The following is an 18,546-nucleotide window of genomic DNA, read 5'->3' on the forward strand; positions in this document are numbered from 1 at the left end:
TCTCCGGACTTCCCGGTCAGCCGACCGAGTTGCTGATCTCGGTCAGAGCGTTCTTCCAGGCGTCCTCGGGCTTCACGCCGTTGGCCTCCACGGACAGCAGCGCGTTGGTGACCGCGGTCTTGATGGTGGCGTCACCCTCACCGAGGACCTGCGTGGGGGCCGCCTCGGCCGCCTTGCTGAAGATCTGGCCGATGGGCGCGTTCTGGAAGTACGGGTCCGTGGCGTCGGTCACCATCTCGATGCCCTTGGTGTTGGACGGGAAGTTCCCGACGTTCTTGAAGATCGTGGCCTGCTGCTCGCCGTCGGTCATCCACTTGACGAGCTTGGCGGCCTCCTCCTTGTTCTTGGAGGACTCGGGGATGGCCAGGTAGGAGCCGCCCCAGTTGCCGCCCTTGCCGCCGGGCAGGGAGGTCACGTTCCACTTGCCGCTGCCGGCGTCGCCGGCCTTGCCCTTGATGTAGCCGATCATCCAGGACGGGCAGGCGATGGTGGCGAAGGCGCCGGAGGCGAAACCGGGGTCCCAGTTGGGGTCGTTGAACTGCTCCAGCTTGGCGGTCAGGCCCTCCTGGCCGGCCTTGGCGGCGGTGTCGAACGCCTTCTTGACGGCCGGGTTCTCCTCGACGACGACATCGCCGTCCTCGTTGTAGTAGATCTCCGACTCGGTGGAGATGATGGCGTTGTACAGACCGCCGCCGAAGTCGGTCCACGCGGAACCCGCGGGCGCCTTGGCCTTGTACTGGCGGCCGAGCTCCAGGTACGCGTCCCAGTCGGTCATCTTGGTGGCCAGCTCGGCCGGGTCGGTCGGCAGGCCGGCCTGCTGCAGCAGGTCGCTGCGGTAGCAGATGCCCATCGGGCCGATGTCGGTGCCCATGGCCAGGACCTTGCCGTCCTCCGTGGTGGCGGCCTTGGCCTTCCAGTCCACGTAGTTGCCGACCTGCTCGCCGGCGACGGTCTTGCTCAGGTCGACCCACTTGTCGGACTGGTTGGCGACGACGTCGGCGATGCGGCCGACCTCGATGCCCTGGATGTCGGCGAGGCCGTTGCCGGACTGCAGCTTGGTCTTCAGGGCCGGCCAGTACTTGCTCTCGCCCTGGGTGGACTCGTACTTGATCGTGACGTTCGGGTTCTGCTTCTGGTACTCGTCGAAGAGGCCGGCTTCCTTGAAGCCCATGGTGCCGAACAGCGAGACGCTGAGGACGGTCTTGCCACCGGCGGCGCTGGACGACCCGCTGGCGGAGGGCTCCGCGGCGGCGCCGGAGCCACCGCCGGAGCCGCAGCTCGTGAGCAGGAGGGCTCCGCTGACCATCGTGGCGAGCGTCGCGATGGTCGTCTTCTTCGTGCTGCGCATTGAGGCTCCTCGCCGGCCCCTCGGAAGGGGGCGGATCGTCGTTGACCAGGCTGGTGGTGCTGCTCGTGGGAGCGCTCTCAAGGTGAGGTCACCTCGGTGAGAGCGCTCTCAAGGGGTGTGCGAGAAGAGTCGCTGCCAGACCTGCCCGGTGTCAACCGACCGTTGCCGAACCGTGATGCAGATGCCCCAGAAAGCCGCCGGAAAGCGGTTTGGTGCCGCTGCCGAGGGGGTACCCCGGCCGCCGCGGATCAGGCGGAGGCGCGCCGGACGAGCTCGCCGGGCATGATCATCGGCGCGGGGTCGACCTCGCCGTCGATGACCCCGAGCAGCATCGAGGCCAGGGCGCGGCCCATCTCGATGACGGGCTGGCGCACGGTCGTCAGCGGCGGGGTGGCCGCCGAGGCGAGGGGGGCGTCGTCGAACCCGACGACCCGCACGTCACCGGGCACCGAGCGCCGGGCCGCGGCGAGGGCCTGCAGCGCGCCCGCGGCCATCAGGTCGTTCGCCGCGAACAGCCCGTCGAGGTCGGGGCAGCGCTCCAGCAGCTCCTCGGTCGCCCGCCGCCCGCCCTCGACCGTGAAGTCCCCGGCCGCCACGACCTCGGAGGGCACCTCGCGGCGGGAGGCGCGCAGCTCGTCGCGGAACCCCTCCAGCCGGTCCTGCGCGGCCGACATGTCCATCGGCCCGGTCACGGTGACGATCCGGCCGCACCCCGCCTCGAGCAGGTGGCGGGTGGCGATGCGGGCCCCCGAGATGTTGTCGGTCGAGACGAAGGGCACCGTGGAGGCCGGCTCGAACGGGCGGCCGGAGAGGACCACGGGGATGCCCGCGTCGCACAGGTGCTGCGGCAGCGGGTCTGGGCCGTGCACGGAGACGAGGATCGCGCCGTCGACGTGACCGCTGCGGGCGTAGCGCTCGAAGCGCTCCCGCTCGCGGGCGGTGGAGAGCACGACGAGCACGAGCTGGATCTCCCGCTCGGCGAGGGCGAGCTGCGCCCCGGTGAGCACGAGGGAGAAGTAGGAGTCCGAGAAGAAGCGCTCCACGGGCTCGACCACGACGAGGGCGACCGAGCCGCTGCGGCGGGTGACGAGCGCCCGGGCCGCCTGGTTGGGCACGTAGGACAGCTCCGTCGCGGCGCGCAGCACGGCCTCGCGGGCGGCGGGGCTCACCTTGGCGGAGCCGGCCAGGACACGGCCCGCGGTCGCTCGGGAGACACCGGCGCGCGCGGCGACGGACTCCAGGGTGGGCGCGCCGGTCGCGGCCACGGCACCTCCTGACGACGGCACCGCCGGAGGCGGGGCGGGAACGTGTGGGTGCGCCACTGTTGCACCTCCGGAGGCGTTCGGACGACTTCCCCGACCGGAGGACGGGAATGGTTGCATCTTCAACAAGGTTGGTGCTAACGTCCCACCTAGTTGAAGACTCAACCACCCGAGGAGACCGTCATGTCCTGGTTCCGCTCCAAGAGCGCCACCGCCACCCCCACCGCCGAGACCGTCCCCGCGCCCCGCGCGACCGTCGAGGTCCCCGGCTACCTGGCCGGCACCTGGGCCATCGACCCCGTGCACTCGGAGGTCTCCTTCACCGTCCGGCACATGGCCGTCAGCAAGGTCCGCGGCCGCTTCGGCGACGTCTCCGGCACCGTCGTCACCACCGCCGACCTCACCGGCTCCAGCGTCACCGCGACCATCGCGATGGCCTCCCTCACCACCTTCAACGACGCCCGCGACGAGCACCTGCGGACCTCCGACTTCTTCGACGTCGCCGGCCACCCCGAGATGACCTACCGCTCCACCGGCCTGCGCAGCGGGGACGGGGAGTTCCTCCTCGACGGCGAGCTCACCCTCAAGGGCGTCACCCGCCCCGTGACCCTGCGCCTGGAGGTCAGCGGTTTCGGCCCCGACGCCTACGGCGGCATCCGCGCCGGTTTCTCCGCCACCGGATCGCTCAACCGGCGCGACTTCGGCGTGGACTTCGACGCCCGCCTGGAGACCGGCGGGCTCGTCGTCGCCGACCGCGTCGACCTCCAGCTCGACATCGAGGCCGTCCTGCAGGACTGAGCGCCGCGCGCAGGACCGACGGCTCCCGCCGTCCCGATCCCACGGGCGCCGGGAGGTCTGCGGCGCAACGGGTTCAGCGCCGCCGGGGAACGGGCCGCAACCGCGGCCCGGCCACCCCGGCGACGGCCCGCAGCATCGGTCCCCACGGCGTGGACGCCATGAGCGCCAGGTCCTCCGCGGGCGAGGAGTTCCCGTCGAGGAACCGCAGGACCCGCGCCACCGGGTTCCGCCGGAACAGGCCGGTGAGGAGTTCCGCGCCCCCCACCGCGCCGGAGTCCAGGGCGCGCAGCAGCACCGAGTCCATCAGCAGGTGACGGCCCCGGTGCGGGACCGGCGGGAGCGGCGCGGAACCCGCCGCCAGCGCCGCCACCACCGCGTCCACCTGCCGCTGCACCGCGCTGAACGCGTACCCCGTCGAGGGCCGCACCGCCCCGCCGGCCGTGCCGATGCGGAACACCGAACGCCCCGCCCGCGGCGCGAACGGCACGTCCGTCATCGGGATCACCCCGTCCTCCACCTCCAGCACGGTGTGCTCCCCCACCCCCAGCACGCCGCCCAGGTACGAGCGCAGGGCGGCGTCGTACCCCTCGCCCGCCAGGCGCTCGCGGGAGAACTCCGTGTACTCCACCAGGGCCTCGCGGGCGGAGGTGGGCAGGACGTACCCGAACGCCACCCCCCGCGGCGGCTGCGGCACGCGGAAGTCCATCAGGGTGGCCGCCGCCGGGTCGAACACCGGCTCCGCCGTCCGCACCCGCCACCCGCGGAAGTGCTGCAGCAGCAGCGTGCGGCCCGCTCCCGGCACGGGCAGCGGAGGGGGCCGGGAGTCCAGCACCCAGCGCGCCCGGACCTCCAGCGGCCCGCCGCCCGGCCCCACCGCGCGCACCAGCGCCCCGGCGGGGCCGTCCACCACGTCCGTCACGGCCGCGGGGACCACCTCGACGCCCGCCGCCCCGGCCAGCTCCCGGCGCACCGCCGCCTCGAAGTCGTCCGAGCGGACGAGCCGGTACTCCAGCGCACCGAGCGGCGCGTCGAGCACACCCCCGTCGGCGCCGACGACCCGGATGCGCCCCCAGCGCGCGGACACGTCCCCGGCGTAGCGCCAGCGCGGCGGGCCCCACGTGCACCACGACCGCACCGGGCTGCGGCGGGCGTCGCCCGCCGGGGCGTCCAGGACGACGACGCGCAGCGGCCGGTCCCCGGCCAGGGCCCGCCCGTCCCGCACGAGGCGCCGCAGCAGGCTGCCGCCCGCCGCGCCCAGCCCGACGACGGCGACGTCGGCCTCCCCGCGCTCCACCACGGCGGCAGCCTGCCAGGCCGGGCCCCGGCCGCATCCCGCGCCCACCGCCGGGAGGCGCACCGGGAGGCGGAGCGCACGGGACGCCCCTACGGTGCGGGCCATGTCGGTTCTGCGTGGTTTCAAGGACTTCGTGCTGCGGGGCAACGTCATCGACCTGGCGGTCGCCGTCGTCATCGGCACCGCGTTCAGCGCCGTCGTCACCGCGATCGTGCAGGGACTGGTCAACCCGCTCATCGCCGCCGTCGGCGGGGCGCCGAGGCTCGCCTCCCTCAACCGGGGCGGTTTCCTCTTCGGCGACGTCCTCGAGGCGGTCCTCGGCTTCGTCATCACCGCCGCCGTCGTCTACTTCCTCGTCGTCACCCCCGTGAACCGGCTGTTCCTGCGCCTGGGCGCCGGCCGCGAGCCCGAGCCGGCGGCCGTGCCGGCGGACGTGCAGCTCCTCACCGAGATCCGCGACCTGCTGCGCGAGCGGGAGGACGGGCGCGCCGCGCGCTGAGGAAGCGCTTCACCGCTGCGATCGGGTGTCGATGTGGCCGGATCGCTTGCACCCGAGGACGACGCGACGCATCGTGTGCGGCACGGGGACGCGCCGGGGCGGCCCCGTTGCGAGGAGGAGCCGTGAGCGGGCACGAGAGACCGACCATCGTGGTCGGCGTGGACGGCTCGTGGCAGGCCGAGCGGGCCCTGGAGTGGGCCGCCGACGACGCCCGCAGGCGCGGGGCGGACCTGCGCATCGTCGCCGCCGTCCGCGCCCCCGTCTCCCCCGCCGCCTCGGCCGCGTTCACCGCCGGCAACGTCCTGGACGCCGCCCGCGAGGCCGCGCAGGCGTCGGTGGACGCCGCCGTGGAGCGCGCCGGGGACCTCGCGCCCGCCTCCCACGTCAGCGGGGAGGTGCGCTCCGGCTCGGCCGCGGCCGTGCTGCAGCAGGAGTCCCACCACGCCGACCTCGTCGTCACCGGCAGCCGGGGCCACGGCAGCCTCGCCGGTTTCGTCCTCGGGTCCGTCAGCGTCGCCGTCGCCACGTCCGCGCGCTGCCCGGTCGTCGTCGTGCGGCCCGACCGCCGCGCCGAGCACGCGGGGGACGAGCTGACCCCGTTCTCCTGGGCGACGGCCGGGCGCGTCGTCGTCGGCATCGACGGGTCCGAGGGCGCCGCCCGCGCCCTGGCCTTCGCCGCGGGCCACGCCGCGCGGGCGGGCCTCGGCCTCACGATCGTCTCCGCCCAGCCGGAGCCGGGTGCCCGCCCCCGCTGGTACGGCGAGCCGCCCGCGGCCGCCGCCCCGCACGCGGCGGGCACCCTCACCACCCTCGCGACGGACTGCGAGGCCGTGACACGCCCGGCCGCGACCCTCGTGCGGGTGGCGCACCCGCGCCTCGACGTGGACGTGCAGGTGGTGCGGGACGCGGTGGGCAGCTGCCTCGTCGGCGCCTCCCACCAGGCCGCGCTCGTGGTGCTCGGCAACCGCAACCGCCCCAGCCTCGCCGGGCGCCTGATGGGTTCCGTCAGCCGCGCCGTCCTGTCCGCCGCCGCCTGCCCGGTCGTCGTGGTGCACTGAGCGCCGGACGCCGGGCGCCCCCGGGTGCCCGGCGGGGCGGGGCCGGCGGGACGGGGTCAGCGGGGCAGGGTCCGGGTGTAGTGCAGCGTCGAGGTGTCCCGCACGAAACCCTCCCGCTCGTACAGGCGCTGCGCCCCCGTGTTGTCCGGGTACGTCTCCAGCGCCACGGCCACCGCCCCCGCCTCCGCGGCGAGGCGGGACACCTCGCGCAGCAGCGCCGTGCCGGCCCCGGTCCCCCGCGCGGTCCCCGTCACGAACAGGTCGTTGAGCACCCAGACCGGGGCCAGGCTCAGGGACGACAGCGTCGGGTAGACGTGCGCCAGCCCCACCGCCTCCGCGCCGGCGCGGGCGAGCAGCGCGACGCTGTCCCCGCGCGCGAACCGCTGCTCTAGGAACGCCCGCACCGCGGCCTCGGGGTGGGGGCGCTCGTAGAACTCCAGGTACTGCCGGAACAACCCCAGGACCTCCCCGAGGTCCCGCTCCGACGCCACCGCCACCACCACGTCCACGTCACCCACCGGCACATCCTGGCAGCCGGTCAGCCCGCCCCGCCCAGGGCGCCCAGGGCGCCCAGCACGTCCAGGTAGCCGCTCGCCGCGGCGTGCTGGGCGTCCGCCGCGGGTTCGAGCTTCCCCGGCGCCCAGCGCCGCCGCGCGTACCCGGCGGTGGTGGCGTGCAGCGCCCGCAGGCTCACGTCGCGCTCCTCCTCCAGCCGCGCCCGCAGCTCCCCTGGTCCCGGCGCGGGCAGCCGCACGTCCTCGGCGCGCCCCTCGTGCAGCGCCTGCAGCACGTCCTCGTGCAGCCCCGCGGCCGCGTCCCACACCAGCGCGGGCCGGTGCAGCACGTGGTTCCACACCGGCGCGTGCAGGGAGCGCCAGCACGGGCGCAGCGGCAGCTGGGACAGGCGGGTGGCGTTCGCCCAGTGCTGCGCGCCGCGCGGCGCGCACAGCCACGCGACGTCGTCCGGGGCGACGTCCACGCGCAGCGCGACGGGGACCTCGGCGACCTCCCCGCCGCCGCGCCCGTCCCCGCCCCGGTCCAGCAGCGGGCCCGCCACCCACAGCTCGGCCACCCGCAGCGGGAACAGCGACGCCGGCCGGGTCGCCATCTCCGCGCACGTCCGGGCGAGGGCCTCCACGTGGCCGAGGGCACGGGTCGTTCTCACCTCCCCCATCCTGCCCCTCCCCGGGTACGTCCCGGGACGCTCGCTGGGCTACCGTGCCCGCGGCCCCGGCAGGCACCCGCGCTGCCGCACAGGGTGCGGACGGACGGGGAGGGACCGTGGACGAGCTGCAGCTCACGGGTGAGCTGTCCTCGGTCCCGCAGGCGCGGCACTGGCTCAGCGGCCGGTGCGCCGAGGTGGGTTTCCCGCTGCCGGCGCGGACCGTCGCGGAACTGCTCACCACCGAGCTCGTCGGCAACGCCGTCGTGCACGGCAGCGGCCCGGTCCTGCTCCGCCTGGAGTTCACCGGCGACGGGATCACCGTCGGCGTCCGCGACTCCCACCCCGGCCGGCCGCAGCTGCGGCACGTGGGCGCGGAGTCCACCGGCGGCCGCGGGGTCGCCCTCGTGGACGCCCTGTCCACCCGGTGGGGCACCACGGACCCTCCCGACGGCGCACCCGGCAAGACGGTGTGGTTCTTCCTGGCGGCGACCTCCGGCTGGACCGCCGCCGGCGACGGCTGATCCGCGGCCGTCCCCGCGACGGCCACCCGGCTCAGGTGCCCGGCTCGGGCAGCAGGCGCAGCACCCGCAGCTCCCGCAGGCGGTCCAGGGCCGCCGCCACCTCGAAGCGGCGGGGCACGACCGCGTCCACCGGGACGCCGCCCAGCAGGCGCGCGACGGGCTCCGGCCCGCCGGTCTCGGCCAGGTCCGCGTCGAGCAGGTCCAGCGCGCGGGCCAGGGAGCGCCCCCGGAGGTGCCCGGCGGCCACGAGCCGCGCCAGGGCCAGGCCCACCCCCACGACGTGCGGGGCGTCCACGAGCTGCCGCAGGGCCCGCACGTCCACCTCGTGCTCCCCCAGCAGCAGGGTGTCCGTGCCGCGCGCCGACACCCGCACCCTGCCCCGCGCCACCGGCCGCACGCTGCCGGGGTCCACGACGCGGTGCCGCACCGCCGGGAAACCCCCGGCCTCCACGACCCGGCCGGTGGGCCGCGCGGCGACCTCGCGGGCCCGGGCCGTGGCGTCGGCGGCGCGCCAGTCGTCCATCAGCACCACCCGGTCCGCCACGTCGAGGTAGTCCCCGCTGGAGCCGGCGACGAGGACGGTGGACACCCCGCGGTCGCGGTGCAGGGACCGGACGAGGTCCACGAACGGGTTGAGCGGCTCGCGCTCCTTCGCCACCAGGGCCTGCATCCGGGCGTCGCGCACCATGAGGTTCGTCGCGGTGGTGTCCTCGTCCAGCAGCAGCACCCCCGCCCCGGCCTCCACCGCCTCGACCACCGCGGCCGCCTGGGAGGTGGAGCCGGACGCCTCGGCGGTGGTGAGGTCGGCGGGGTCCAGCCCGCCGGGCAGCGCGGCCACGAAGGCGCCGACGTCCACCCGGGTCACGGCCCGCCCGTCCTCCGCGCGCACCGCGACCGCGTCCGGGCGCGTCACGACCAGCTCGCGGCCGTCGCCGGGCGCGTGGTCGTGCACGCCCGCCTCCAGCGCCCGCAGCAGCGTGGACTTGCCGGAGAAACCGCCGCCGACGACGAGGGTGACGCCCTGCGGCACCCCCATGCCGGTGGTGCGGCCGCGGTGCGGCAGGTCCACCTCCACGCGCAGCTCCGGCGGGGAGGTGAAGGGCACGGCGCCCTCCGCGGGGCGCGGGTCGACGCCGCTGCGCCGGGCGAGGACCGCCCCGTCCGGCACGAACGCCACCAGCCCGAGGGCGGGCAGCCGCCGCCGCAGGGTGTCGGAGTCCTCGACGGTGTCCACCCAGCGGCGCAGCCGGCCGGTCAGGCCCGCGGCGTCGAGGGCCGGGTGGTGCAGCGCCTCCGCGGCGAGGGCGGGCAGGTCGCGGGTGAGGGTGCGGGCGGCGGCCCGGCCGTCGGCGCGGCGGCGCGGGCCGGGCAGGTGCGCGGCGAAGCGCAGCACCACCGCCCCGCCGTGCACCTCGCACGACGTGCGGCGCAGCACCTCCTGGCCCCCGGCGTCGAGGTGCACCTCCGGCGGGGCGAGCGCCGCGGCCCGCCGCGCCAGCCACGAGGCCAGCGCCCGCGCCCGCACGGGGGTGTTCCACAGCTCCGCCGGGGCGGCGAGCACGTCCGCGCCGGCGTGCAGCTCGAAACGGCTCGGCGGGGCGAAGGGGTCCGCCTGCACCCGCACCACGCGCAGCTCCGCGTGGCCGGTGCCCGCGGCGGTGGGCACCGGCAGCGGCCACGCCCCCTCCAGCGAGCGGTAGCGGGCGTAGGGGGCGCCGTGCAGGCCGGCCAGGGCCGCGGCGAGGTCGGTCGGCACCCCCCGACGCTAGGGCCCGCGGGGATCAGCGGGGAACGGCCTCCCGCGTCGGAGGGGGTGCCCGGCCGGCCGGCCGGGGGAGGCCCGGTGGACGGCGGGAGGAGGTCCGGGGGAGGTCCGTGCCGGGAGCGGGAACGCGGAAGGCCCCGGTCCTACGGGGGACCGGGGCCTTCGTCGCTGTGCGCGAGGGGGGAGTTGAACCCCCACGCCCTTTCGGGCACACGGACCTGAACCGTGCGCGTCTGCCTATTCCGCCACTCGCGCGAGTGCTGGAAAACCGTAGCACGCCGGGGTCGGGGCCCCGGACACGGGAACGGCCGCCCGTGAAGATCCCCCGGCCGCCACAGGTGCCCTGGTTACGATGCGGGTGCGCGGATCACCCGTGCGCACGGGCCGCACCGGCGGCGGGAGCTCGGGGGGAGGTACGGCGTGGGGGTGCTCGACCGGTTCGAGCGGGGCATCGAGCGGGCGGTCAGCGGCGCGTTCGCCAAGGCGTTCCGCAGCGAGGTCCAGCCCGTGGAGATCGCCAGCGCGCTGCGCCGCGAGCTCGACGACCGCGCGGCCGTCCTGGCCCGCGGCCGCACCCTGGTGCCGAACTCCTTCACGGTGGAGCTCAGCCCCTCCGACCACGACAAGCTGTCGTCCTGGCAGGACACCCTCGCCGACGAGCTCGTCGCGGCGGCCACCCAGCACGCGGAGAAGCAGCGCTACGCCTTCGTCGGCCCGGTGCGCGTCGCCTTCCACCGGGCCGACGACCTGCGCACGGGCGTCTTCCGCGTCCTCAGCGCCACCGTCAAGGGCCGCGTCGCGCCCGCCACGTCCGGCTCGGCCGGCACCGGGCGCCCCTGCCTCGACGTGGACGGCCGCAGCTACGTCCTCACCGAGGCCACCACGGTGCTCGGGCGCGGCTCGGACGCCGACGTCGTCGTGGACGACCCGGGCGTCTCCCGCCGGCACGCCGAGATCCGCGTCAGCCCGCACGGCGCGCGGCTGGTCGACCTCGGCTCGACCAACGGCACGTCCGTGGACGGGGAGCGCGTGAACAGCTCGGACCTCTTCGACGGCAGCGTCATCACGCTGGGGCACACGCAGGCCGTCTTCCGGGCCGCCCGGCGCAGCGCCGACGAGACCTGGGACTGAGGCGGGGAATGAGCGAGCTGACCCTCACGGCGCTGCGCCTCGGGCTGCTGGTCCTCCTGTGGGTGTTCGTGCTGGCGGTGGTGGGCGTCCTGCGCGCGGACCTGCTGGGCACCCGCGTCACCCCGCGCCGCACCGGCGGGCCCGCGCCGCAGCCCTCGCGCCGGCAGCGCCGCGAGCAGGAGCGCGCCGCGCAACCGGCCCGCCCCTCCCACGCCCGCACGCTCGTCGTGACGGAGGGCTCCCTGCGCGGCACGACCCTGACCCTGGACGGCTCCCCGGTGCTCATCGGCCGCGGCAACGACTGCACCCTCGTCCTGGACGACGAGTACGCCTCGACCCGGCACGTGCGGATCACCGCGGGCGGGGACGGCTGGGTGGCGGAGGACCTGCAGTCCACCAACGGGACCTACCTCGGCCGGGAGCGGCTCACCACGCCCGTGCCGTTCGAGCCCGGGGTGCCGCTGCGCATCGGCAGGACCGTGCTCGAACTGCGGAGGTGACGGGCGGTGGCCATCGCACTGCGCTATGCCGCGCGCTCGGACGTCGGGCTGGTCCGGTCCAACAACCAGGACTCGGGCTACGCCGGGCCGCACCTGCTGGTCGTCGCCGACGGCATGGGCGGGCACGCCGGCGGTGACGTCGCCTCGTCGCTGGCGGTGGGCGAGCTGGCGGTGCTGGACGGGGAGTCCCACGGCAGCGACGACGCCGCGCAGCACCTCGTGGACGCGGTGCACGCGGCCAACGAGCAGCTCCGCCGCCGGGTGGGGGAGGAACCGGCCCTGGCCGGGATGGGCACCACGGTCACGGCGCTGCTGCGCACGGGGGCGCGGCTGGTGCTGGCGCACATCGGCGACTCGCGGGCCTACCTGCTGCGCGACGGCGAGCTGACCCAGCTGACGCGCGACCACACGTACGTGCAGAGCCTCATCGACTCGGGGCAGCTCAGCCCTGAGGAGGCGGGCAACCACCCCCAGCGCTCGGTGATCATGCGCGTGCTCACCGGGGAGCGCGACGACCGCCCGGACGTCTCGGTGCGCGAGGCGCGGATCGGGGACAGGTTCCTGCTGTGCTCCGACGGGCTGTCCGGTGTGGTGAGCCACGAGACGATCCACGAGGAGCTGGCGGAGCCGGCGGACCCGGCGCAGGCGTGCCAGCGGCTGGTGGACCTGGCCCTGCGCGGCGGCGCGCCGGACAACGTGACGTGCGTCGTGGCGGACGTGGTGCCGCTCGGCGGGAACCCGGAGCCGCCGTCGATCACGCCGCAGGTGGTGGGGGCGGCGGCGTTCGCGCGCCCGCGGCGCCCCGCGCGGCCGGACTCCCCCGCGACGCGGGCCGCGCAGCTGAGCCGCCGGCCCGACGACGACGACGCGGAGGACGACCCGGCGCCGCCTCCCCGCGCACGCCGCCCGTGGCGCTGGGCGGGCGGGCTGCTGGTGCTGGTGCTGCTGCTGGCCGGTGGGACGTACGGCGCGTGGCGGTGGACGCAGGGGCAGTACTTCGTGGGCGAGGCCGCGCAGCGGGTCGCGGTGTTCCGCGGGCTCGCGCAGGACCTCGGCCCGCTGAGCACGTCGGAGGTGGTGCGCCCGACGGACATCCGCACGGCCGACCTGCCGTCGTGGCAGCGCTCGCGGGTCCGCCAGCGCATCACCGCGCAGGACCTGCCCGACGCGCTGCGCATCGTGGCGGGCCTGCGGCGCTCCGCGTGCCGGGAGCAGCCGCTGCCCACGCCCACGAGCCCTGCGCCCACGAGCCCCGCGCCCACGACGCCCGCCCCGGTGGCCCCCGCCCCGGCGGCGCCGGTGGTGGCCGCTGCGGTGCTCCCGGCCGCGCCGGCGCCCACGTCCACCTCCCCCGCGCCGACCTCCCCCGCGCCGACCTCCTCCGCGCCGGGCACCGCGCCCTCCGCGACGCCTGCGCCCGGCACACCCGACTGCTCAGGGGACTCCTGATGGCCACCGTCCTGCCCGTGTACCCGCGCACCCGCCGCGGCGTCGAGCTCGTGCTGCTGCTGGCGGCGGTGGGCCTGGCGATGGGCGCCTACGCCATCGTCGGCCTCACCGTCGACGAGGCCCTGCCCGCGGACCTGCTGTGGCACGCCGGCGGCCTGGGGGCGCTCGCCGCGGCCCTGCACGTCGTGGTGCGCCTGAAGGCCAAGCACGCCGACCCCGTGCTGCTGCCGGTGGCGACCCTCCTCAACGGCCTGGGCCTGGTGATGATCCACCGGCTGGACCGGGCGGAGGAGTCCGCCCTGGCCCCCAGGCAGCTCCTGTGGTCGGCGCTCGGCGTCGCCGCGGCCGCCGCGGTGGTGTGGTTCCTGCGCGACCACCGGGTGCTGCGCCGCTACACGTTCACGGCGCTCGTGGCGGGCCTGGTGCTGCTGCTGCTGCCCCTCGTGCCGTTCCTCGGCAGGACCGTCAACGGCGCCCGCATCTGGATCTTCCTGGGCGGGATGTCCTTCCAGCCGGGCGAGATCGGCAAGATCTGCCTGGCGGTGTTCTTCGCCGGCTACCTCGTCGTGCACCGCGACTCGCTGTCCCTGACGGGCCCGAAGGTCCTGTGGCTGCAGCTGCCCCGCGGCCGCGACCTCGGGCCGCTGCTCGTGGCGTGGGGCGTCAGCGTCGGCGTCCTCGTCCTGGAGCGCGACCTCGGCACGTCGCTGCTGTTCTTCGGCCTGTTCGTCGCGGTGCTCTACGTCGCCACGGAGCGGGTGAGCTGGATCGTGCTGGGCATGGCGCTGTTCGTCGGCGGCGCCGTCGTGGCGGCCCGCACCTTCAGCCACGTGCAGCGGCGGGTGGAGATCTGGCTGAACCCGTTCGACCCGGACAACCTCGACCGCAGCTTCCAGCTCGTGCAGGGCCTCTACGGCATGGCGGCGGGCGGGCTGCTCGGCACCGGCCTGGCCAAGGGCCGCCCCGACGTCGTGCCCTACGCGAGCAGCGACTTCATCTACGCCTCCCTGGGCGAGGAGCTGGGCCTGGCCGGCCTGTTCGTGGTGCTCCTGCTGTACGTGGTGCTCGTGGAGCGGGGCCTGCGCACCGCCATCGGGGTGCGCGACGGCTTCGGCAAGCTGCTCGCGGGCGGCCTGGCGTTCTCCGTGGCGCTGCAGGTGTTCGTCGTCGTCGGCGGCGTGACCCGGGTGATCCCGCTGACGGGCCTGACGACGCCGTTCCTGGCGTACGGCGGCTCCTCGCTGCTGTCGAACTGGATCATCATCGGGCTGCTGCTGCGCGTCTCCGACCTCGCGCGCCGCCCCGCCCCGGAGGGCCCCGTGCTGCCGGAGGGCCCCACGGGCGACACCGGCGTCACCCAGGTGGTGAGGCTGCCGTGAACCGCCCGCTGCGCCGCCTCGCCGGGGTCGTCGCCTTCCTGTTCCTGACCCTGTTCGTCAGCACCACGCACATCCAGTTCGTGGCGGCGGAGGGCATGAAGACCAAGCCGGGCAACAGCCGGCAGATCTACGCCGAGCTGGGCCGGCACCGCGGGCCGGTCGTCGTGGGCGACCAGGAGGTCGCGACCAGCGAGGAGTCCGGCGACGCCTACAAGTTCCTGCGGACCTACCCGCAGGGACCGACGTACGCGCACGTCACGGGCTACTACTCCATCCGCTTCCGCACCGGCGGGGTGGAGCTGGCCCTCAACGACGAGCTGGCGGGCACCGCGGACCAGCTGTTCTACCGCCGCCTCAGCGACTACCTCATCGGCGCGGAGCCGAAGGGCGCCTCGGTGGAGCTCACGCTCGACCCGGCGGCGCAGCAGGCGGCCGTGGAGGCGCTCGGGGACCGGCGGGGCGCGGTCGTGGCGCTGGACCCGGGGACGGGCGACGTGCTGGCGATGGCCAGCAGCCCCAGCTACGACCCGAACCGCCTGGCCAGCCACGACCTGGAGCAGGTCGCGAGGGCGTGGGAGGAGCTGAACGCCGACCCGGCCAAGCCGATGCTCAACCGCGGCATCCGGGAGCTGTACCCGCCGGGCTCCACGTTCAAGGTCGTCACGGCGGCCGCGGCCCTCTCCAGCGGGGACTACACCGCCGACTCCCTGCTGCCGGGCCCGGCGGAGCTGACCCTGCCGCAGACCAGCGTGCCCATGCGCAACCACGACTTCGCCCCGTGCGGTGCGAACGACCAGGTGACGCTCACCGACGCGCTGCGGATCTCCTGCAACACCGCCTTCGCGGACCTGGCGATGCGGGTCGGGGAGGACGCGCTGCGCGAGCAGGCCGCGAGGTTCGGGTTCGGGCAGGAGCTCGCCACCCCGCTGTCCGTGGTGCCGAGCGTCGTGCCCGAGGGCATGAACCAGCCGGAGCTGGCGAAGTCGGGCATCGGGCAGCAGGACGTGCGGGTCACGCCGCTGCAGATGGCGATGGTCTCGGCGGCCATCGCCAACGAGGGCGTCCTCATGAAGCCGAACCTCGTGCGCGCCGTGCGCGACGACAAGCTCGCCGTGGTCGACGAGCCGGCTCCCGAGGAGCTGGGCCGCGCCGTCGACGCCGACGTCGCGAGCACCCTCGCCTCGATGATGCAGACCGTCGTGGAACGCGGCACCGGCACCAGGGCGAAGATCCCCGGGGTCGTGGTGGCCGGCAAGACGGGGACCGCGCAGCACGCCGAGGGCGCCGCCCCGCACGCGTGGTTCACCGCCTTCGCCACCGGCGGCAGCCGCCCGGTGGCGGTGGCGGTCGTCATCGAGAACGGTGGTGGTCGGGGCGACGCGGCATCGGGCGGCGCACTGGCCGCCCCGGTGGCACGGCAGGTCATGGAAGCGGTGGTGGGCGGATGATGGGCTCAGGTGGTTCGGGCACGGCCCGCAGGCTGGGAGGACTCTCGTGAACGGCACCCCCCGCGTCCTGGGCGGCCGCTACGAGGTCGGTGCGGTCCTCGGCCGGGGCGGCATGGCCGAGGTCCACGTCGCCCACGACACGCGCCTGGGCCGCAACGTGGCCGTGAAGCTGCTGCGCCCGGACCTGGCGCGCGACCCGTCGTTCCAGGCGCGCTTCCGGCGCGAGGCGCAGTCCGCGGCGGCGCTGAACCACCCGAGCATCGTCGCGGTCTACGACACCGGTGAGGACGTCCACCCCGAGCCCGGCGGCGGGCAGGTGGTCCTGCCGTACATCGTCATGGAGTACGTCGAGGGCCGGACCCTGCGGGACATGCTGCGCTCCGGGCGGCCCCTGTCGCTGGAGGAGGCCCTGACGGTCACGGAGGGCGTCCTCGGTGCGCTGGAGTACAGCCACCGGATGGGCATCGTGCACCGCGACATCAAGCCCGCCAACGTCATGCTGACGCCCGCCGGCGAGATCAAGGTCATGGACTTCGGCATCGCCCGGGCGATCTCCGACTCCTCCGCGACGCTCACGCAGACGTCCGCGGTGATGGGCACCGCGCAGTACCTGTCGCCGGAGCAGGCCCGCGGGGAGCAGGTGGACGCGCGCAGCGACATCTACTCCACGGGCTGCCTGCTGTTCGAGCTGCTCACGGGCCGGCCCCCGTTCGTCGGGGAGGCCCCGGTCGCGGTGGCGTACCAGCACGTCTCGGAGCAGCCGCCGCTGCCCAGCTCCCTGGCCCCGGACCTCCCGCCGGCGGTGGACCAGGTGGTCCTCATGGCGCTGGCCAAGGACCGCTCGCACCGCTACCAGAGCGCCGCCGACCTCGCCGACGACCTGCGGCGGGCCGTGGAGGGCCGGCCGCTGCGGGGCGCCGTCATCGCCGGCGCGGGCCTGGCGGGCGCGGCGGCCGCGGGCGCCACGCAGCGGATGGACACCCTCCCCGGCGCCGGGGTCCCGGAGCGGACGGTGGCGATGCACACCGTGGAGCCGGTGGGCCCGCCGACGGGCTCGGTGCCGGTGCAGCCCCTGGAGCCGGAGCGCCGCCGCGCCCGCTGGCCGTGGGCGCTGCTGACGCTGCTGCTGGTGGGCGCCGTGGCGGCGTTCGCGCTGCTCGACCCGCTGGAGCGGGACACGCCGACGGCGCCGGCCACGGTGGCCGTGCCGCCGGTGGAGAACCTGGACCGCGTGGCGGCCGAGCGGGCCCTCACCTCCCTCGGGCTGGTCCCGGACTGGAGGGACGGGCCCCACGACACGGTCCCCGCGAACCACGCCATCAGCACCGACCCCGCGGCCGGGCAGCAGGTCGAGCGCGGTCGTTCCGTCGTCGTGCTGGTGTCCACGGGACCTGAGCAGGTGCAGGTGCCGAGGCTGGCGGGCCGGACCCAGCAGGAGGCGCTGCAGGCCCTGCGGGACGCCGGGCTGGAGCTGGAGAGCACCGAGCGCACGGACCGCGAGCCGGACGCCACCCCGAACACCGTGGTCGGCAGCGAGCCCGCCGAGGGTGCCTCCGTGGCGCGCGGCGCGGAGGTGACCCTCTACATCGCCAGCGGGCAGGTGGAGGTGCCCGAGGTGCTCGGCAGGCAGCGCGGGGAGGCCGAGGACCTGCTGTCCGCGGCGAACCTGCGGGTGGTCGTCGACCAGGAGGAGACCGACCAGGCGCCGCCGGGCGAGGTCGTGGACCAGAGCCTGGACCCCGGGGACCGGGTGGACGTCGGCAGCGAGGTCACGATCGTGGTGGCGGTCGCCCCCGAGGTGCCCGCGCCCAGCCCGACGTCGTCCTCGCCGTCCCCGTCCGAGACGCCGAGCGAGACCCCGACCCCGTCCGAGACGCCCAGCGAGACGCCCACCACCTCCCCGCCCACGGAGACCGAGGGCGGGGAGGGCGACGGGAACGCGAAGGGCCGGGCCGTGAAGCCGGTGGAGCCGGGCCGGGACAAGGCCCCCAAGCCGCCGCAGGACTGACCCCGTGGAGACGTTCACCCGCGACGGCCTCACGTTCACCGTCCGCGACAGCGGGCCGACGTCCACCGTCCGCGACAGCGGGCCCGCCGGCGGGCCCGTGGTGCTGTGCCTGCACGGTTTTCCGCAGGACGGCACCGCCTACGACGCGGTGGTGCCGCTGCTCGCGGGGCGGGGGCTGCGGGTGCTGGTGCCGGACCAGCGCGGCTACTCCGCGGGCGCCCGCCCGCCCGGCCGGCGCCCCTACGTCCTCGGCGAGCTGGTCGCGGACGTGGTGGCGCTGCTGGACGCGGCGGGCGCGGGGCGCGCGCACGTCGTCGGGCACGACTGGGGCGGGGCGGTGGCGTGGGCGCTGGCGACGCGGCACCCGGAGCGGGTGGCGTCGCTGACGGTGCTGGGCACCCCGCACCCGGACGCGGTGCGGGCGGCGCTGACCCGCGGCTCCCAGGCGCCGCGCTCGGCGTACATGGGGTTCTTCCAGCTCCCGCGGCTGCCGGAGGCGCTGCTGCTGGCGCGCGGGGGTGCGGTGCTGCGGGGGCTGCTGCGGCGCAGCGGGCTGGGCGCGGGGGCCGCGGAGCGCTACACCCGGCGGATGCTGGAGCCGGGTGCGCTGGCCGCGGCGCTGGCCTGGTACCGGGCGCTGCCGCTGGCGGGGGCGGGACCGCGGGGTTTCGTGCCGGTGCCGGTGACGTTCCTGCACGCCCGGCGGGACCCGGCGTTCGCGCCGCAGGCGGTGCGCGGCACGGGCCGGCACGTCACGGGGCCGTTCACGGCGCGGGAGGTGGACTGCGGGCACTGGGTCCCGGAGTCGCGCCCGCAGGTGGTGGCGGAGGCGGTCCTCGCGCACACCGCGAACGGCGGTCCCACCGTTCGGCAGTGACGAACTAGTAACTCCGAGTAACCTCTTCGTGTCGGCACCTGGAC

At 75.9% G+C, this 18,546-nt stretch carries 17 protein-coding genes and 1 tRNA gene; 11 read left to right on the forward strand and 7 right to left on the reverse strand.

Translation table 11 applies throughout. From position 1 onward, the window contains the following. Positions 1-16: 16 nt before the first annotated feature. Entirely contained in the window at positions 17-1,348 is a 1,332-nt protein-coding gene (locus ACYQBY_RS18340; protein ID WP_459645326.1) for an ABC transporter substrate-binding protein, read from the reverse strand. 248 nt (positions 1,349-1,596) lie between these two features. Then, positions 1,597-2,613, reverse strand: coding sequence for a LacI family DNA-binding transcriptional regulator (locus tag ACYQBY_RS18345; protein WP_459645327.1), 1,017 nt, complete (start codon positions 2,611-2,613; stop codon positions 1,597-1,599). Between the two features lie 180 nt (positions 2,614-2,793). Between ACYQBY_RS18345 and ACYQBY_RS18350 the strand changes: the two genes are divergently transcribed. Further along, positions 2,794-3,408 (forward strand): YceI family protein, encoded by a 615-nt coding sequence (locus ACYQBY_RS18350; RefSeq protein WP_459645328.1) that lies wholly within the window; start codon positions 2,794-2,796, stop codon positions 3,406-3,408. Between the two features lie 73 nt (positions 3,409-3,481). On the opposite strand, the gene ACYQBY_RS18355 is transcribed toward ACYQBY_RS18350, so the two are convergent. Continuing rightward, positions 3,482-4,705 (reverse strand): lycopene cyclase family protein, encoded by a 1,224-nt coding sequence (locus ACYQBY_RS18355; RefSeq protein WP_459645329.1) that lies wholly within the window; start codon positions 4,703-4,705, stop codon positions 3,482-3,484. A 100-nt stretch (positions 4,706-4,805) separates the two neighbouring features. Here ACYQBY_RS18355 and mscL point away from each other — a divergent pair, with 100 nt between their 5' ends. Beyond that, positions 4,806-5,201, forward strand: coding sequence for a large conductance mechanosensitive channel protein MscL (mscL, locus tag ACYQBY_RS18360; RefSeq protein ID WP_459645330.1), 396 nt, complete (start codon positions 4,806-4,808; stop codon positions 5,199-5,201). A gap of 122 nt (positions 5,202-5,323) precedes the next feature. Beyond that, on the forward strand, positions 5,324-6,259 hold the full coding sequence (locus tag ACYQBY_RS18365) for a universal stress protein (RefSeq protein WP_459645331.1): 936 nt from the start codon (positions 5,324-5,326) through the stop codon (positions 6,257-6,259). Positions 6,260-6,315: 56 nt separating this feature from the next. Here the strand turns inward: ACYQBY_RS18365 and ACYQBY_RS18370 are convergent, their stop codons facing one another. Then, positions 6,316-6,777, reverse strand: a complete 462-nt coding sequence (locus ACYQBY_RS18370) for an N-acetyltransferase family protein (RefSeq protein ID WP_459645332.1) — start codon at positions 6,775-6,777, stop codon at positions 6,316-6,318. Between the two features lie 20 nt (positions 6,778-6,797). Continuing rightward, positions 6,798-7,424, reverse strand: a complete 627-nt coding sequence (locus ACYQBY_RS18375; protein WP_459645333.1) for a DUF7711 family protein — start codon at positions 7,422-7,424, stop codon at positions 6,798-6,800. A gap of 116 nt (positions 7,425-7,540) precedes the next feature. Between ACYQBY_RS18375 and ACYQBY_RS18380 the strand changes: the two genes are divergently transcribed. Beyond that, on the forward strand, positions 7,541-7,945 hold the full coding sequence (locus ACYQBY_RS18380) for an ATP-binding protein (RefSeq protein ID WP_459645334.1): 405 nt from the start codon (positions 7,541-7,543) through the stop codon (positions 7,943-7,945). A gap of 31 nt (positions 7,946-7,976) precedes the next feature. On the opposite strand, the gene ACYQBY_RS18385 is transcribed toward ACYQBY_RS18380, so the two are convergent. Then, positions 7,977-9,701 carry a P-loop domain-containing protein gene (locus tag ACYQBY_RS18385; RefSeq protein WP_459645335.1) on the reverse strand — a complete coding sequence of 575 codons (1,725 nt, stop codon included), beginning with the start codon at positions 9,699-9,701 and terminating at the stop codon, positions 7,977-7,979. Positions 9,702-9,881: 180 nt separating this feature from the next. Next, positions 9,882-9,965: transfer RNA gene (locus ACYQBY_RS18390), tRNA-Leu, on the reverse strand. 165 nt (positions 9,966-10,130) lie between these two features. Between ACYQBY_RS18390 and ACYQBY_RS18395 the strand changes: the two genes are divergently transcribed. The 7 genes from ACYQBY_RS18395 to ACYQBY_RS18425 are packed head-to-tail and all read left to right on the forward strand — an operon-like array spanning position 10,131 to position 18,502. After that, positions 10,131-10,841, forward strand: a complete 711-nt coding sequence (locus tag ACYQBY_RS18395; RefSeq protein ID WP_459645336.1) for an FhaA domain-containing protein — start codon at positions 10,131-10,133, stop codon at positions 10,839-10,841. Between the two features lie 8 nt (positions 10,842-10,849). Next, positions 10,850-11,341, forward strand: coding sequence for an FHA domain-containing protein FhaB/FipA (locus ACYQBY_RS18400; protein ID WP_459645337.1), 492 nt, complete (start codon positions 10,850-10,852; stop codon positions 11,339-11,341). A gap of 6 nt (positions 11,342-11,347) precedes the next feature. After that, positions 11,348-12,790: a Stp1/IreP family PP2C-type Ser/Thr phosphatase gene (locus ACYQBY_RS18405; protein ID WP_459645338.1), complete on the forward strand. Its 1,443-nt coding sequence runs from the start codon at positions 11,348-11,350 to the stop codon at positions 12,788-12,790. After that, positions 12,790-14,169 carry an FtsW/RodA/SpoVE family cell cycle protein gene (locus ACYQBY_RS18410; RefSeq protein ID WP_459645339.1) on the forward strand — a complete coding sequence of 460 codons (1,380 nt, stop codon included), beginning with the start codon at positions 12,790-12,792 and terminating at the stop codon, positions 14,167-14,169. The genes ACYQBY_RS18405 and ACYQBY_RS18410 overlap by 1 nt, the downstream gene beginning before the upstream one ends. Then, positions 14,166-15,617, forward strand: coding sequence for a peptidoglycan D,D-transpeptidase FtsI family protein (locus tag ACYQBY_RS18415; protein ID WP_459645340.1), 1,452 nt, complete (start codon positions 14,166-14,168; stop codon positions 15,615-15,617). The genes ACYQBY_RS18410 and ACYQBY_RS18415 overlap by 4 nt, the downstream gene beginning before the upstream one ends. A 46-nt stretch (positions 15,618-15,663) precedes the next feature. Next, positions 15,664-17,625 (forward strand): Stk1 family PASTA domain-containing Ser/Thr kinase, encoded by a 1,962-nt coding sequence (gene pknB / locus ACYQBY_RS18420; protein WP_459645341.1) that lies wholly within the window; start codon positions 15,664-15,666, stop codon positions 17,623-17,625. Between the two features lie 4 nt (positions 17,626-17,629). Next, a complete protein-coding gene (locus ACYQBY_RS18425) occupies positions 17,630-18,502 on the forward strand; it encodes an alpha/beta fold hydrolase (protein WP_459645342.1) in 873 nt (290 codons plus the stop codon). The last annotated feature ends 44 nt before the right edge of the window (positions 18,503-18,546 follow it).

It is taken from the genome of Kineococcus anabasis, assembly GCF_054590795.1.